General features: G+C 68.6%; 10 protein-coding genes and 1 pseudogene. 9 read left to right on the plus strand and 2 right to left on the minus strand.

Translation table 11 applies throughout. From position 1 onward, the window contains the following. Nucleotides 1–103: 103 nt before the first annotated feature. Nucleotides 104–2473 (minus strand): annotated as a pseudogene (locus tag FOB47_RS12150) (xanthine dehydrogenase family protein molybdopterin-binding subunit); the annotation flags it as partial. A gap of 13 nt (nt 2474–2486) precedes the next feature. Next, nucleotides 2487–2981 carry a (2Fe-2S)-binding protein gene (locus FOB47_RS12155; RefSeq protein ID WP_053822977.1) on the minus strand — a complete coding sequence of 165 codons (495 nt, stop codon included), beginning with the start codon at nt 2979–2981 and terminating at the stop codon, nt 2487–2489. 407 nt (nt 2982–3388) lie between these two features. On the opposite strand from FOB47_RS12155, the gene FOB47_RS12160 reads away from it, so the two are divergent. From FOB47_RS12160 to ubiB, 9 genes are all read left to right on the plus strand, one after another. Continuing rightward, on the plus strand, nt 3389–3967 hold the full coding sequence (locus FOB47_RS12160; protein WP_174781189.1) for a YqaA family protein: 579 nt from the start codon (nt 3389–3391) through the stop codon (nt 3965–3967). A 131-nt stretch (nt 3968–4098) separates the two neighbouring features. Continuing rightward, nucleotides 4099–8073 (plus strand): DUF3683 domain-containing protein, encoded by a 3975-nt coding sequence (locus FOB47_RS12165; protein ID WP_174781190.1) that lies wholly within the window; start codon nt 4099–4101, stop codon nt 8071–8073. Nucleotides 8074–8083: 10 nt separating this feature from the next. Continuing rightward, complete coding sequence (locus FOB47_RS12170) at nt 8084–8551, plus strand: HIT family protein (RefSeq protein ID WP_174781191.1); 468 nt, start codon at nt 8084–8086, stop codon at nt 8549–8551. Nucleotides 8552–8755: 204 nt separating this feature from the next. After that, nucleotides 8756–10672 (plus strand): ABC transporter ATP-binding protein/permease, encoded by a 1917-nt coding sequence (locus FOB47_RS12175; protein WP_174781192.1) that lies wholly within the window; start codon nt 8756–8758, stop codon nt 10670–10672. 61 nt (nt 10673–10733) lie between these two features. Beyond that, entirely contained in the window at nt 10734–11153 is a 420-nt protein-coding gene (locus FOB47_RS12180) for a gamma-butyrobetaine hydroxylase family protein (protein WP_053821074.1), read from the plus strand. Between the two features lie 42 nt (nt 11154–11195). Continuing rightward, the gene (gene ubiE / locus FOB47_RS12185) at nt 11196–11927 is read left to right on the plus strand and encodes a bifunctional demethylmenaquinone methyltransferase/2-methoxy-6-polyprenyl-1,4-benzoquinol methylase UbiE (RefSeq protein ID WP_064572602.1); all 732 of its coding nucleotides are present in this window, start codon (nt 11196–11198) and stop codon (nt 11925–11927) included. A gap of 41 nt (nt 11928–11968) precedes the next feature. Next, complete coding sequence (locus FOB47_RS12190; RefSeq protein ID WP_174781193.1) at nt 11969–12964, plus strand: Tim44 domain-containing protein; 996 nt, start codon at nt 11969–11971, stop codon at nt 12962–12964. Between the two features lie 146 nt (nt 12965–13110). Beyond that, entirely contained in the window at nt 13111–13806 is a 696-nt protein-coding gene (locus FOB47_RS12195) for a ubiquinone biosynthesis accessory factor UbiJ (protein WP_174781194.1), read from the plus strand. A gap of 109 nt (nt 13807–13915) precedes the next feature. Next, on the plus strand, nt 13916–15490 hold the full coding sequence (gene ubiB, locus FOB47_RS12200) for a ubiquinone biosynthesis regulatory protein kinase UbiB (protein WP_053821077.1): 1575 nt from the start codon (nt 13916–13918) through the stop codon (nt 15488–15490). Nucleotides 15491–15681 lie beyond the last annotated feature (191 nt).

Here is a 15681-nt window from a genome sequence, read left to right on the forward strand (position 1 = left end):
TCCTCGCGCGTCAGATGGTCCGGGCCGCCGTGGCGGTCTGGTCGGCGGTCTGGTCGGCGGTCTGGCCGGCAGCCGGGGAGGCCCCCAACGCGCCGTCGCCCTGCCGGGCCGCGTGGATCGCCTGCCAGACCCGGTGCGGGGTGGCCGGCATCTGCAGGTCGCTCACGCCCAGCGGCGACAGCGCGTCGATCAGCGCATTGATGAAGGCCGGCGGCGAGCCGATCGCGCCGGCCTCGCCGCAACCCTTGACCCCCAGCGGATTGTGCGTGCACGGCGTGCCCTGCGCGGTCTCGACGGTGAAGTCCGGCAGATCGGCCGCGCGCGGCATCGCGTAGTCCATGTACGAGCCGGTCAGCAGCTGGCCGCTGTCGCCGTCGTAGACGCACTGCTCGAGCATCGCCTGCCCGAGCCCCTGGCCGATGCCGCCGTGCACCTGCCCCTCGACGATCATCGGATTGATGATGTTGCCGAAGTCGTCGACCGCGGTGAACTTGACGACCCGCGTCTCGCCGGTGTCCGGGTCGACCTCCACCTCGCAGACATAGGCGCCCGACGGATAGGTGAAGTTGGTCGGGTCGTAGAACGCGTTCTCGTTCAGGCCGGGCTCGAGCCGGTCCAGCGGGTAGTTGTGCGGCACGTAGGCCGACAGCGCGACCTCGCCGAAGGTCTTGCTGCGGTCGGTGCCGGCCACGCGGAACACGCCGTTGCTGAACTCGATGTCGTCGGCCGACGCCTCGAGCAGATGCGCGGCGATCTGCCTGGCCTTGGCCTCGATCTTGTCGAGCGCCTTGACGATGGCCGAGCCGCCGACCGCCAGCGAGCGCGAGCCGTAGGTGCCCATGCCGAACGGCACGCGGCCGGTGTCGCCGTGCACCACCTCGACCGCGTCGAGCGGAATGCCGAGCCGGTCCGCCACCACCTGCGCGAAGGTCGTTTCGTGTCCCTGGCCGTGGCTGTGCGAGCCGGTGAAGACCGTCACGGTGCCGGTCGGGTGGACGCGGATCTCGCCGACCTCGAACAGGCCGGCGCGCGCGCCGAGCGCGCCGGCGATGTTCGATGGCGCCAGGCCGCATGCCTCGATGTAGCACGAGTAGCCGAGGCCGCGCAGCTTGCCGCGGCGCTGCGCCTCGTCGCGCCGCGCCGGGAAGCCGGCCACGTCGGCCAGTTCCTGCGCGCGCTGCAGGCAGGGCTCGTAGTCGCCGGTGTCGTAGGTCAGCCCGACCGGCGTGGCATAGGGGAAGCTGCGGATGAAGTTGCGCCGGCGCAGTTCGGCCGGATCGATGCCGAGTTCGCGCGCCGCGGTCTCGACCAGGCGCTCGACCACATAGGTCGCCTCGGGACGGCCCGCGCCGCGATAGGCATCGACCGGCGCGGTATTGGTGAACACCGCGGTGACCTCGGCGTAGATCGCCGGGGTCGCGTACTGGCCGGCCAGCAGCGTCGCGTACAGGATGGTCGGTACGCTGGAGGCGAAGGTCGACAGGTAGGCGCCCATGTTGGCGGTCGTGTGGACGCGCATCGCCAGGAACTTGCCGTCGGCATCGAGCGCGAGCTCGGCGCGCGTGACATGGTCGCGGCCGTGGGCGTCGGTCAGGAAGGACTCGGAACGCTCGGCGGTCCACTTGATCGGCCGCTTGACCTTCTTCGACGCCCAGGTCAGCGCGACGTCCTCCGGATACAGGAAGATCTTCGAGCCGAAGCCGCCGCCGACATCGGGCGCGATCACGCGCAGCCGCGATTCCGGCAGCCCCAGCACGAAGGCGCCCATCAGCAGCCGCTCGACGTGCGGGTTCTGGCTGGCGACGTACAACGTATAGCTGTCGTCCTGCCGGTTGTAGCTGGCGTTGACCGCGCGCGGCTCGATCGCATTGGGCACCAGCCGGTTGTTGACGATCTCCAGCGTGGTCACGTGCGCGGCCTTGGCGAACGCGGCATCGGTGGCCGCGCGGTCGCCGTGGCCCCAGACGTAGCAGGTGTTGGCCGGCACGTCGTCGTGCACCAGCGTGGTGGCCGACGTCGCGTCGGCGGTGCGCACTACCGCCGGCAGCTCCTCGTAATCGACCTCGATCTTTTCGGCGGCGTCGCGCGCCTGCTGCAGCGTCTCGGCCACCACCAGCGCGACCTGGTCGCCGACATGGCGGACCTTGCCCTGGGCCAGCACCGGATGCGGGGGCTCCTTCATCGGCGAGCCGTCGATGCTGTGGATCAGCCAGCCGCAGGGCAGGCCGCCGACCTTGTCGGCCGCCATGTCGTCGCCGGTGAAGACGCCGATCACGCCCGGCGAGGCCATCGCCTCGCGCGTGTCGATCGAACGGATGCGCGCATGCGCGTAGGGCGAGCGGACGAAATAGCCGTAGCTCTGCTGCGGCTGCACGATGTCGTCGGTGTACTGGCCGATGCCGGTCAGGTAGCGATAGTCTTCCTTGCGCTTGACGGAGGCGCCGACCAGCCGTGGGGTCTCGGGTGCGTTCATGGCGGGCTCCTCCTTACTCGGCCGCGGCGGGCACGGAGGCGCCGGCCATCGCGGCCTGCCCCTGCTGCACCGCGCGCACGATGTTGTGATAGCCGGTGCAGCGGCACAGGTTGCCGTCCAGATGCGCGCGGATCGTCGCGGCGTCGGCGTTCGGGCGCTCCTGCACCAGCGCGGTCGCGCTCATCACCATGCCGGGCGTGCAGAAGCCGCATTGCAGGCCGTGGCAGTCGCGGAATGCGGCCTGCATCGGATGCAGTTCGCCGTCGGGAGCCAGCCCTTCGATGGTGGTCACCTGGGCACCGTCCGCCTGCACCGCCAGCAGATTGCACGACTTCACCGCCCGGCCATCCAGATGCACGGTGCAGGCGCCGCATTGCGCGGTGTCGCAGCCGACATGGGTGCCGGTCAGGCGCAGCTGTTCACGCAGGAATTGGACGAGAAGGGTGTGGGGTTCGACCTGGGCGTCGACGGTCTTGCCGTTGACGGTCAGGCGGATCGGAATCGCCATGCTGGTCTCCATGTGGGTGGACGCACATGGCCGGCTCCGGACATCCCGCGTGTATCCCGAAAATGCGCGATGACTGCCCGGAACAGGCTACGGCGCGGTGCTGCCGCTTGTTGGAACGCGGCTATTTCGTGATGGTGGTGCAGCGAGTGTTACAGCAACGATGCAGCTAACGATGCAGCGGTCAATCCGGGCGACGGGCGATCCGTCGCGGCCCATCGGCCGTGAACGTTCGGGCCGAAAAGGCTCTAACAGTAAATCACAAATCCCGGGGGTGTGCCATGCGGGTTGCCCCGCTTGGCCGCTTGCTAGAATGGCCGGCCGCGCGAGCCGGCTCGTCCGGCATGACGGCCGGGCCGACGGCCGCCGCTTCGCGCTCCGATCCCTCGACCGAACCACCGCATTCATTGATGGAAGGCCTGATCGACTGGCTGTTCGATACCGCCGCGCTGCCCAAGGTCGGGCTGAGCGCGATCTTCCTCGTCAGCCTGCTGTCGGCGACGCTGCTGCCGGTCGGTTCCGAGCCCGCCGTGTTCGGTTATATCAAGCTCAATCCGGACATGTTCTGGCCAGCGTTGCTGGTGGCCACCGCCGGCAATACCGTCGGCGGCGCGATCGACTGGTGGCTCGGCTACGCGGCCAAGCTCGCCCTGGTGCGCTACCACCTGCGGCGCCAGCATCGCGAGCACGAGCGCGAGCATGCCGAGCACCGCAAGCATCCGCGCAAGCCCCGCAAGCCGCCGCTGGACGCGCGCTACTTCCGCTGGATGCGGCGGCTCGGCCCGAAGACGCTGCTGCTGTCGTGGCTGCCGATGCTTGGTGATCCATTGTGCACATTGGCCGGGTGGCTGCGCTTGCCGTTCTGGCCGAGCCTGGGCTATATGGCGGTCGGCAAGCTGCTGCGCTATCTGGCGATGACCAGCGCGCTGCTGTGGATTCCGGACAGTTTCTGGCAGGGGCTGGGCGACATCATGCGGGGCTGGTTCTAGCGGCCGCGCCCCTGTCCCCTGCGCGGGTATGGGATTGTTGCGCTGCGGCAAAATTGGCCGTTGCAGTACAATCGCGCTTTAGTTGACGACAGGCGCACCGTCCCCGTGCGCCGCATGCCGCGGTCCCGCCCATGAATGCCCCACTCGTGCTCGACGCCAAGCTCGCCGCGCAGGACGCCCCTCCGCGCCTGCGCGAGATCCCCTATAACTACACCTCCTTTTCCGACCGCGAAATCGTGATCCGCCTGCTGGGCGAGGAGGCCTGGCGGATCCTGGACGAGCTGCGCGGCGAGCGCCGCACCGGCCGATCGGCGCGGATGCTGTACGAGGTGCTGGGCGACATCTGGGTGGTCCGCCGCAATCCGTATCTGCAGGACGACCTGCTGGAGAACCCGAAGCGCCGCGAGATGCTGATCTCCGCGCTGCATCACCGGCTGGCCGAGATCGAGAAGCGCCGCGCCGCCGATCGCGCCGAGCACGCCGAGCCGGCCGCCGAGGACCGCTCGCACCGCGTCGAGCAGCTGGTCACCTTCGCCCGGCAGGCCATCGAGGAATTCAAGCGCGAGTTCACCGACGCCTACGAGCTGCGCAAGCGCGCGCTGCGCGTGCTGGGCCGTGTCACGCAGAAGGACAACATCAAGTTCGACGGGCTCTCGCGCGTGTCGCACGTGACCGACGCCACCGACTGGCGCGTCGAATACCCGTTCGTGGTGCTGACCCCCGATACCGAGGAAGAGATCGCCGGGCTGGTCAAGGGCTGCTTCGAACTGGGCCTGACCATCATTCCGCGCGGAGGCGGCACCGGCTATACCGGCGGCGCCGTGCCGCTGACGCCGCTGTCGGCGGTGATCAATACCGAGAAGCTGGAACAGCTCGGACCCGTCGAGCAGACCGAGCTGCCTGGCGTGCAGGGCAAGGTCGCGACGATCTTCTCCGGTGCCGGCGTGGTGACGCGCCGCGTCGCCGACGCGGCCGACAAGGCGGGCCTGGTGTTCGCGGTCGACCCGACCTCGATCGACGCGTCGTGCATCGGCGGCAACGTCGCGATGAACGCCGGCGGCAAGAAGGCCGTGCTGTGGGGCACCGCGCTGGACAACCTGGCCTGGTGGCGCATGGTGGATCCGGAGGGCAACTGGCTCGAGGTCACGCGCCTGGACCACAACCTGGGCAAGATCCACGACGTGCCGGTCGCCACCTTCGAGCTGAAGTGGTTCGACGGCAATCGCGCCCCGGGCGAGAAGCTGCTGCGCAGCGAGACGCTGGCGATCGAGGGCCGCAAGTTCCGCAAGGAAGGGCTCGGCAAGGACGTCACCGACAAGTTCCTGGCCGGGCTGCCGGGCGTGCAGAAGGAAGGCTGCGACGGCATCATCACCAGCGCGCGCTGGATCCTGCATCGGATGCCGCGCCATATCCGCACGGTCTGTCTCGAGTTCTTCGGCCAGGCGCGCGACGCGATTCCGAGCATCGTCGAGATCAAGGACTTCCTCGATATCGAGTCGAAGACGCCGGGCGGCGCGATCCTCGCCGGCCTCGAGCATCTGGACGAGCGCTACCTGCGCGCGGTCGGCTACGCCACCAAGAGCAAGCGCAATGCCTTTCCGAAGATGGTGCTGATCGGCGATATCGTCGGCGACGACGAGAACGCGGTCGCGCGCGCCACCTCGGAAGTGATCCGCATGGCCAACGGCAAGAGCGGCGAGGGCTTCGTCGCGATCAGCCCCGAGGCACGCAAGAAATTCTGGCTCGACCGTTCGCGCACCGCCGCCATCGCGCGCCATACCAACGCCTTCAAGATCAACGAAGACGTGGTGATTCCGCTGAACCGGATGGGCGAATACACCGACGGCATCGAGCGTATCAATATCGAGCTGTCGATCAAGAACAAGCTCAAGCTCGCCGACGAGCTCGAGAGCTTCTTCGCGCGCGGCAACCTGCCGCTGGGCCGCAGCGACGACGCCAACGAGATCCCCAGCGCCGAGCTGCTGGAGGACCGCGTGCAGCAGGCGCTGACGCTGCTGCGCGACGTGCGCGCGCGCTGGATCTATCTGCGCGACAACCTCGACACGCCGCTGACGCAGGCGCGCGCCGCGCTGATCGGCCATGGCCTGGGCCTGCTGGGGCAGGCCTTCGAGGCGCGCCTGGTGCAGCAGCCCGATGCCACCGTGTTCCATCTGCTGCAGGACCGCACGATCCGCGTGTCGTGGAAGAACGAGCTGCGCGCCGAACTGCGCAAGATCTTCAACGGCGGCGAATTCAAGCCGATCCTCGACGAGGCGCAGAAGATCCACAAGCAGGTGCTGCGCGGCCGCGTCTTCGTCGCGCTGCACATGCACGCCGGTGACGGCAACGTGCACACCAACATCCCGGTCAACTCCGACGACTACGACATGCTGCAGGACGCCCACAAGGCGGTGGCCCGCATCATGGCGCTGGCGCGTTCGCTCGACGGCGTGATTTCCGGCGAGCACGGCATCGGCATCACCAAGCTCGAGTTCCTGACCGAGGAAGAGATCGGCGACTTCCGCCAGTACAAGCAGCGGGTCGATCCGCAGGGCCGCTTCAACAAGGGCAAGCTGCTGCCCGGCGCCGACCTGCGCAATGCCTATACGCCGTCGTTCGGGCTGATGGGGCACGAGTCGCTGATCATGCAGCAGAGCGACATCGGCGCGATCGCCGACAGCGTCAAGGACTGCCTGCGCTGCGGCAAGTGCAAGCCGGTGTGCGCGACCCACGTGCCGCGCGCCAACCTGCTGTACAGCCCGCGCAACAAGATCCTGGCCACCTCGCTGCTGATCGAGGCCTTCCTGTACGAGGAGCAGACGCGCCGGGGCGTGTCGATCAAGCACTGGGACGAGTTCTCGGACGTGGCCGACCACTGCACCGTCTGCCACAAGTGCGTGACGCCGTGCCCGGTCAAGATCGACTTCGGCGACGTGTCGATGAACATGCGCAACCTGCTGCGCAAGATGGGGCAGAAGAAGTTCAACCCCGGCACCGCGGCGGCGATGTTCTTCCTGAACGCGACCAATCCGCAGACCATCAACATGACCCGCAAGGTCATGATGGACTGGGGCTACAAGGCGCAGCGCGCCGGCAACGAGCTGATGAAGACGCTGGCGCGCAAGCAGACCGCGCATCCGCCCGCGACGGTCGGCAAGCCGCCGGTGCGCGAGCAGGTGATCCACTTCATCAACAAGAAGATGCCGGGCAACCTGCCCAAGAAGACCGCGCGCGCGCTGCTCGATATCGAAGACAACGAGATCGTGCCGATCATCCGCAATCCGAAGGCGACCTCGGTCGAGAGCGAGGCGGTGTTCTACTTCCCGGGCTGCGGCTCGGAGCGGCTGTTCTCGCAGGTGGGCCTGGCCACGCAGGCGATGCTGTGGCACGTCGGCGTGCAGACCGTGCTGCCGCCGGGCTATCTGTGCTGCGGCTATCCGCAGCGCGGCACCGGCCAGTTCGACAAGGCCGAGAAGATCGTCACCGACAACCGGGTGCTGTTCCACCGGGTCGCCAACACGCTGAACTACCTCGACATCAAGACGGTGGTGGTCAGCTGCGGCACCTGCTACGACCAGCTCGCCGGCTATGAATTCGAGAAGATCTTCCCGGGCTGCCGCATCATCGATATCCACGAATATCTGCTGGAGAAGGGCGTCAAGCTCGAGGGCGTGACCGGGGCGCGCTACATGTACCACGACCCCTGCCACACGCCGATCAAGACGATGGACCCGACCAAACTGGTCAACCAGCTGATGGGCGGCAACGGCGAGGCCGGCAACATCGAGAAGAACGAGCGCTGCTGCGGGGAGTCGGGCACGCTGGCGGTCACGCGTCCGGACGTGTCGACGCAGGTCCGCTTCCGCAAGGAAGAGGAAATGCGCAAGGGCGCCGGCAAGCTGCGCGCCGACGGCTTCGACGGCGACGTCAAGATCCTGACCAGCTGCCCGTCCTGCCTGCAGGGCCTGTCGCGCTACAACGAGGATGCCTCCGTGCAGGCCGACTACATCGTGGTCGAGATGGCGCGCCATCTGCTGGGCGAGAACTGGATGCCCGACTACGTCGCCGCGGCCAACGCCGGCGGCATCGAACGGGTGCTGGTGTGAGGATCCGGCGATGAGCGCGGCGGAGCAGGGCGCGGCCCGCGCGGCCCGCGTGGCGGGTTGCCCGCTGTGCGAGGGCGATGGCGGCGAGCTGGTCTGGCAGGACCCGGGCCGGCGCGCCCGCGTGATCCTGGTCGAGCGCGAGCGCTTTGCCGGCTTCTGCCGCGTGGTCTGGCAGGACCACGTGGCCGAGCAGACCGATCTGTCCGAGGGCGACCAGGCCTGGCTGATGCGGCTGGTGGCCCGCGTCGAACGCACCGTGCGCGACGTGATGGCGCCCGACAAGGTCAATCTGGCCGCCTTCGGCAACATGGTGCCGCACCTGCACTGGCATATCATTCCGCGCTATCGCTGGGACACGCACTTCCCCGAGGCGGTCTGGGCCGCGCCGCAGCGCGAGGCGGACGCCGGGCGCATCGAGGCATTGCAGCAGCGGCTGCCGGCGCTGCGCGCGGCGCTCGCCGCGCTGTCAGCCGAGTGAGCGGGCAACGCGTTCTGCTGGCGTGGTGACTGCGCGCAGATCGGGCGCAGATCGGGCGCAGATCGGGCGCCGCATGCCCGCCGCATGCCCGCCGTTGCGCCGCGCGGAACCCGGGCGGTTTCCCTGCCGTCTGATGCCTGTTCGCCGTTCCGTGCTGGCCAGCCGTGCCGGCGCGGCCGTTGTTCCTAACGCCTGCCGTCATTCATGTCCACGCCAACCACTGCCACCGTGCCCGGTCCGGCCGTCCCGGCCCGCGAGCTGCAGATCCAGAGCCGCCTGCGCTTTCGCGCGACCTGGGCGCTGATCAAACCGTACTGGAAATCCGAGGACCGCAAGGCCGGGCTCGGCCTGTTGCTGCTGCTGGTGGCGTTGAACCTGGGCATCGTCTACATCAACGTGCTGCTCAACGAGTGGAACCGCGTGTTCTACAACGCGCTGGAGCAGCGCGACTACGCCTCGTTCAAGGAGCTGCTGCTGCGCTTCAGCATGATCGCGGCCTGCTTCATCGTCGCCGCGATCTTCCGCCAGTACTACACGATGATGCTGCAGATGCGCTGGCGGACCTGGATGACCAACCAGTTCCTCGGCAAGTGGCTGGCCTGGCAGGCCTACTACCGCATCGAGCAGACGCACGCGACCGACAACCCCGACCAGCGCCTGGCCGACGATCTGCGGCTGTTTACCGACGGCGCGCTGTCGCTGTCGCTTGGCCTGCTCAATTCGGTCGTCACGCTGGTGTCCTTCGTCGGCATCCTGTGGGCGGTGTCGGGGCCGATCAGCTTCGCGCTGGGCGGCACGACGATGACGATCCCCGGCTATATGGTGTGGTTCGCCGGCGGCTACGCGGTGCTCGGCTCGCTGCTGACGCACTGGATCGGCCGCCCGCTGATCGGCCTGAACTTCCAGCAGGAGCAATACGAGGCGAATTTCCGCTTCTCGCTGGTGCGGCTGCGCGAGAACGCGGAGCCTGTCGCGCTCTATCGCGGCGAGCCGACCGAGCAGGCCGGGCTGCGCGCGCGCTTCGAGCAGATCCGCGTCAACTGGAACCAGCTGATGTTCTATACGCGGCGGCTGACCTTCATCAGCTCGGGCTACGGCCAGTTCGCGATCATCTTCCCGATTTTGGTGGCCGCGCCGCGCTACTTCGCCGGCAAGATGACGCTGGGCGGGCTGATGCAGATGTCGACCGCGTTCGGCCAGGTGCAGGGCGCGCTGTCGTGGTTCGTCGACAACTATGCGACGCTGGTCGGCTGGAAGGCCGCGTCGAACCGCCTGATCGATTTCCAGCAGGCGATCCGCGAGGCCCAGCGGCAGGAACGGCTGCATGACGGCGAGCACGATATCCAGGTCAGCGTCGCCGACGGGCGCGCGGGCGAGCGCGACCGCATCGAGATCGATGCGCTGGCGCTGGCGCTGCCCGTGCTGGGCGGTCCCGGCCTGCCGGTGGTCAAGCGGCCCCTGGTGTCGGCGTTCTCGCTGACGATCGCGCGCGGCGAGCGCTGGCTGGTGACCGGCCCGTCGGGCTGCGGCAAGAGCGTGCTGTTCCGCGCGCTGGCCGGCATCTGGCCGTACGGCAGCGGCTCGGTGGCGATGCCGCCGCCGTCGCGCACGCTGTTCCTGCCGCAGCGCAGCTATCTGCCGGTCGGCACGCTGGCCGACGCGCTGGCCTATCCGCAGGCCGGCGACGTGCATCCGGCGCAGACGCTGCGCGACGCGCTGCGCCGCGCCCAGCTCGGCGCACTGGCCAACCAGCTCGACGTGTTCGACAACTGGGCGCTGCGGCTGTCGCCCGGCGAGCAGCAGCGGCTGGCGTTCGCGCGCGCGCTGCTGTGCAAGCCCGATTTCCTGTTCCTGGACGAGGCGACCAGCGCGCTGGACGAGGAGACCGAGCGCGCGATGTACCAGCTGATGGTCGACGCGCTGCCCGGCGCGGCGATCGTCAGCATCGCGCACCGCAGCACGGTCGCGGCCTTCCACGATCGCCGGCTGCGCTATCTGCCCGAGCGAGGGACGCTGCAGGACGATGCCGCGGACACCGGGGCCGGCGTGCCCCGTCCGGCGCTCGAGGATGGGCAAGGCGGGTCGCGTGCGGTAAGCTATCGGGTCGTACAAGAAGCGTGAACTCGGCCCGCGGGCGTCAACCCCGGCCGGGTCCGCGCCAACACGGCTAGCGCCGACAATCATGGCAGGACTGGAAAAAGATACCCCGCACCCCACCGCGCTGACGGTCCACACGCAATCGCGCGTGCTGGAAATCGGCTTCGACACTGGCGAGAGCTTCCGGCTGCCGTTCGAATACCTGCGGGTCTATTCGCCGTCGGCCGAAGTGCAGGGCCACGGCCCGGGCCAGGAAGTGCTGCAGACCGGCAAGCGCGACGTCAACGTGACCGCGGTCGAGCCGGTCGGCAACTATGCGATCCTGATCCGCTTCTCCGACGGCCACGACAGCGGCATCTATTCGTGGGACCTGCTGTACCGCCTCGGCGTAGAGCAGGACGCGCTGTGGCAGGACTACCTGCGGCGGCTCGAGGCCGCCGGCGCCGACCGCGACACGCCGATGGCCCCCGCCGCGGCGCACGGCCATGGCTGCGGCCATCACTGAGCCGCCGGTCCCACCGACTTCCCTGGATTTCTGGAGCCAGCGATGAGCGAAACCCACTTCGGGTTCGAGAAGGTCGACGAGACCGAGAAGGCCGGCAAGGTCGCCGGCGTGTTCCATTCGGTCGCGTCGAAGTACGACCTGATGAACGACCTGATGTCGGGCGGCATGCACCGGTTGTGGAAGCTGTTCACGATCGCCCAGGCCGGCGTGCGGCCGGGCCAGAAGGTGCTCGACATCGCCGGCGGCACCGGTGACCTGGCCAAGGCATTCGCGCGCCAGGCGGGCCCGACCGGCGAGGTCTGGCTGACCGACATCAACGAATCGATGCTGCGGGTGGGCCGCGACCGGCTGCTGAACGACGGCATCGTGACGCCGACGTGCCTGTGCGACGCCGAGCGGATCCCGTTCCCGGACAATCACTTCGACCTGGTCACCGTGGCCTTCGGCCTGCGCAACATGACGCACAAGGACCGGGCGCTGGCCGAGATGCGGCGCGTGACGAAGCCGGGCGGCAAGGTCATGGTGCTGGAGTTCTCCAAGGTCTGGAAGCCGCTGGAAAAGGCGTATGACGTCTATTCTTTCAAGGTGCTGCCCTGGCTGGGCCAGCGCGTCGCCGGCGACGCCCACAGCTACCGCTACCTGGCCGAGTCGATCCGCATGCACCCCGACCAGGATTCGCTTGTGCGGTTGATGGAACAAGCGGGGCTGGAAAACGTCGAATACTTCAACCTGACGGCGGGCGTGGTTGCCTTGCACGTCGGCCGTAAGTACTGAATCAGCGCCGATTGCGGCGCAATAAAAGGGGATAAGGAATCATGTCCAACATTCGCGGAAAATTCCTGGCGGGGTCGCTGGCCGGCATGCTGGCCTTCGGGATGGTGTTCGATGCGGAGGCCAAGCGGATGGGCGGCTCTCGCAGCTTCGGCAAGCAATCGTCCAACGTGACCCAGCAGCGCCAGCAGGCGCCGCAGCAGACGCCGACGCAGCAGCAGGCGCAGCAGCCGGCCCAGCAGGCCGCGCCGGCGACCGCCGGCGCCGGTGCCGCAACGGCCGCCGCGCCGCGCCGCAACTGGGGCGGCATCCTCGGCGGTATCGCCGCCGGCCTGGGCATCGGCTGGCTGCTGTCGCAGTTCGGCCTGGGCGGCGCTGCGCTGACCTTCCTGTCCAACCTGATCCTGATCGCGGCGCTGGCCTTCATCGCGATCTGGCTGATCCGCAAGTTCCGCGGCGGCGCCAAGCGTCCGCAGCCGGCGTATGCCGGCGCGGCCGGTGCCGCCGGTTCGCCGAACGGCCGGACCGACCTGAACCGCGGCGCCTTCGACCGCGGCCAGGAGCCGATGATGCGCGAGCCCGTGCTGCAGCCCTCGGCGCAGCCGGCACTGCAACCGGCCACGGCGGCCGCGGTGGCCGGATCGCAGGGCGTGCAGCCCTGGGGCGTGCCGGCGGACTTCGATACCGAAGCCTTCCTGCGCAACGCCAAGGTGTACTTCGTGCGCCTGCAGGCCGCCTGGGACGCCGGCAATCTCGACGACATCCGCGAGTTCACCACGCCGGAAATGTTTGCCGAGATCAAGATGGACCTGGGCGATCGCGGGGCACAGAGCAACCACACCGACGTGGTGACGCTGGACGCGACGCTGCTGGGCATCGAGTCGACCGACAACCAGCATGTGGCCAGCGTGCGCTTCAGCGGCATGATCCGCGAGAACGAAGGCGAGGCCGCGCAGCCGTTCGCCGAGGTGTGGAACCTGGCGAAGCCCGTCAGCGGCGCCGGCGGCTGGGTGCTGGCCGGGATTCAGCAGGAATCCTGAGCCCGCGGCCGAGTCGCTGCTTGAGCCAAGGCCCGGGTGCGGCGTGATGTGCCCGGCGCTGGCTTAGAATGGAGGCCCACGCGCCAACGCGCGTGGGCCTTTTTCATTGGCGCCGGCCTGGCCGGCGTGGTCCGCACCATCACGCCATGAACACTCTTCCGTCCGCGCTGGCCGGCCCCATCGTCGCCGCGCTCAATCATCTGCTGGAACAGGAGCCGTGGGCGCGCAAGCTGCTGACGCCCTATGCCGGCCGCGTGATCGGCTTCGATGCCGCCGCCTTCGCGATGGCCTTGCGGATCGATGCGCAAGGCATGGTCGCGCTGGCCGCCGCCGACGCGCCGCCGCCGTCGGTGACGATCGCCGTGCCGCTGCAGCAATGGCCGCTGGTGGTGGCCGATGTCGCCGCCGGCGGGCAGGCCGCCGCGATGCGCCATGTAAGGCTGGAGGGCGACGCCGAGCTGGCCAATACCGTGTCGACGCTGGCGCGCAGCCTGCGCTGGGATGCCGCGGAGGATCTGGCGCGGGCCTTGCGTGCCGTGATGGGCGGCACCGTCGGCGACAGCGTCGCGCAGCGGCTGGTCGACGGCGCGCAGCAGGCCCACGCCGGCGCGCTGCGGGTCGGGCGGGTGCTGGTCGAGAACGTGACCGAATATCTGCTGGACGAACAGCCGACACTGGTCCGCCATGCCGCGCTGGACGATTTCCGCGCCGATGTGGCCGCATTGCGCGACGATCTGGCCAGGCTGGAGAAACGGCTGGAGCGGCTGGAGCGCGGTGCGGGTGCTGGTCCGGGTGCCGGCCCCGGTGCCGGCGCCGCCCCGCTGCCGTCCGCGCATCGCTGAACCGGGCCAGCCGCGCCGAGCGCGGAACCGCTGACAAGAATCCCGCCCGCCGGCGGCAACGACGCGCAACGGCGCGTCCCGATCCGGCCGGCTTACCGACAAGACCTGCATGACCCGTTTCCTGCGCCTCTGCAAGATCGCCTTTGTCATCTTCTATTACGGCCTGGACGAGCTGGTGCTGTCCGGTTTCCAGAACCGGCATATCCGCCTGCTGGTCAGGGTCATCACGATCGGGCGCAAGCTCGACACCGTGCCGCGCGGCGTGCGGCTGCGGCTGGCGCTGACGCGGTTGGGGCCGATCTTCGTCAAGTTCGGCCAGGTGCTGTCGACCCGGCGCGACCTGCTGCCGGCCGACATCGCCGATGAACTGGCGCTGCTGCAGGACCAGGTGCCGCCGTTCGATCCGGCCGTCGCGGTCGCCATCATCGAGCGCTCGCTGGGCCGGCCGCTGACGCAGCTGTTCGAGACCTTCGAGCACCAGCCGGTCGCCAGCGCGTCGATCGCGCAGGTGCATTTCGCCACGCTGAAGGCCGGCCCGTATCGCGGCCGCGAGGTCGCGGTCAAGGTGCTGCGGCCCGGCATGCTGCCGGTGATCGACAGCGACCTGGCGCTGATGCGCGATGTCGCGGTCTGGATCGAGCGGGTCTCGGCCGACGGCAAGCGGCTCAAGCCGCGCGAGGTCGTCGCCGAGTTCGACAAGTACCTGCACGACGAGCTCGACCTGATGATCGAGGCGGCCAACGCCAGCCAGCTGCGCCGCAATTTCCAGGACACCGAGCTGCTGCTGGTGCCCGAAGTGTTCTGGGACTTCTGCAGCAGCGAGGTGTTCGTGATGGAGCGGATGCACGGCATCCCGATCTCGCGCACCGAATCGCTGAAGGCCGCCGGCGTCGACCTGCACCGGCTGGCGGAGGAGGGCGTCGAGATCTTCTTCACGCAGGTGTTCCGCGACGGCTTCTTCCACGCCGACATGCACCCCGGCAACATCCTGGTGTCGGTGCAACCCGAGACCTTCGGCCGCTATATCGCGCTGGACTTCGGCATCGTCGGCGCGCTGTCCGAGTTCGACAAGAACTATCTGGCGCAGAACTTCATCGCCTTCTTCCGCCGCGACTACCATCGCGTCGCGCTGTTGCACGTCGAGTCGGGCTGGGTACCGCCGCAGACGCGGGTCGAGGAGCTCGAGAGCGCGGTGCGCGCCTGCTGCGAGCCGTACTTCGACAAGCCGCTGAAGGAGATCTCGCTGGGCATGGTGCTGATGCGGCTGTTCCAGACCTCGCGCCGCTTCAACGTCGAGATCCAGCCGCAGCTGGTGCTGCTGCAGAAGACGCTGCTCAATATCGAAGGGCTTGGCCGCCAGCTGGACCCGGACCTCGATCTGTGGAAGACCGCCAAGCCCTACCTGGAGCGCTGGATGCACGAGCAGGTCGGCTGGCGCGGCGCTTGGGAGCGCATCCAGGTCGAGGCGCCGCAATGGGCCAAGATGCTGCCCGACTTTCCCCGCCTGGCGCATCAGTTCCTGGAACGCCGCGCGCTGGTCAACAACAGCCAGCAGGACCGCCTGCTGGCGGCGCTGGTGGTCGAGCAGCGCCGCACCAACCGGATGCTGGCGATCGGGCTGCTGCTGATCGGCGCCGTGGCCATCGCGGTGGCGGCGACGCAGCTGGTCGACTGGCTCGGTTGAGGGATTGGCCGAGGGGCGGCCTGCCGCCGTCGCCGGTCCAACCCGCTTCGATGTCCCGCGCGGCTGCCGATTTTTTTGGCAGCGCGCGCTTGTATCGCCGCTTGCATCGCTATAATCCGCGTTTTGATTCGGCTACGACCGCAGGCCAGTGCTCGTCCCAGGGCACCCGATCCGCCACCCACGCGGCCCCG

The organism is Cupriavidus gilardii, assembly GCF_013347325.1.
In the GTDB taxonomy this organism is placed as follows: Bacteria; Pseudomonadota; Gammaproteobacteria; order Burkholderiales; family Burkholderiaceae; genus Cupriavidus; species Cupriavidus gilardii.

Bases quoted from the DNA above. Each gene is read 5' to 3' on its own strand.
- FOB47_RS12155 (WP_053822977.1), bottom strand. From the start codon at position 2,981: ATGGCGATTCCGATCCGCCTGACCGTCAACGGCAAGACCGTCGACGCC.
- FOB47_RS12160 (WP_174781189.1), top strand. From the start codon at position 3,389: ATGGAAGGCCTGATCGACTGGCTGTTCGATACCGCCGCGCTGCCCAAG.
- FOB47_RS12165 (WP_174781190.1), top strand. From the start codon at position 4,099: ATGAATGCCCCACTCGTGCTCGACGCCAAGCTCGCCGCGCAGGACGCC.
- FOB47_RS12170 (WP_174781191.1), top strand. From the start codon at position 8,084: ATGAGCGCGGCGGAGCAGGGCGCGGCCCGCGCGGCCCGCGTGGCGGGT.
- FOB47_RS12175 (WP_174781192.1), top strand. From the start codon at position 8,756: ATGTCCACGCCAACCACTGCCACCGTGCCCGGTCCGGCCGTCCCGGCC.
- FOB47_RS12180 (WP_053821074.1), top strand. From the start codon at position 10,734: ATGGCAGGACTGGAAAAAGATACCCCGCACCCCACCGCGCTGACGGTC.
- ubiE (WP_064572602.1), top strand. From the start codon at position 11,196: ATGAGCGAAACCCACTTCGGGTTCGAGAAGGTCGACGAGACCGAGAAG.
- FOB47_RS12190 (WP_174781193.1), top strand. From the start codon at position 11,969: ATGTCCAACATTCGCGGAAAATTCCTGGCGGGGTCGCTGGCCGGCATG.
- FOB47_RS12195 (WP_174781194.1), top strand. From the start codon at position 13,111: ATGAACACTCTTCCGTCCGCGCTGGCCGGCCCCATCGTCGCCGCGCTC.
- ubiB (WP_053821077.1), top strand. From the start codon at position 13,916: ATGACCCGTTTCCTGCGCCTCTGCAAGATCGCCTTTGTCATCTTCTAT.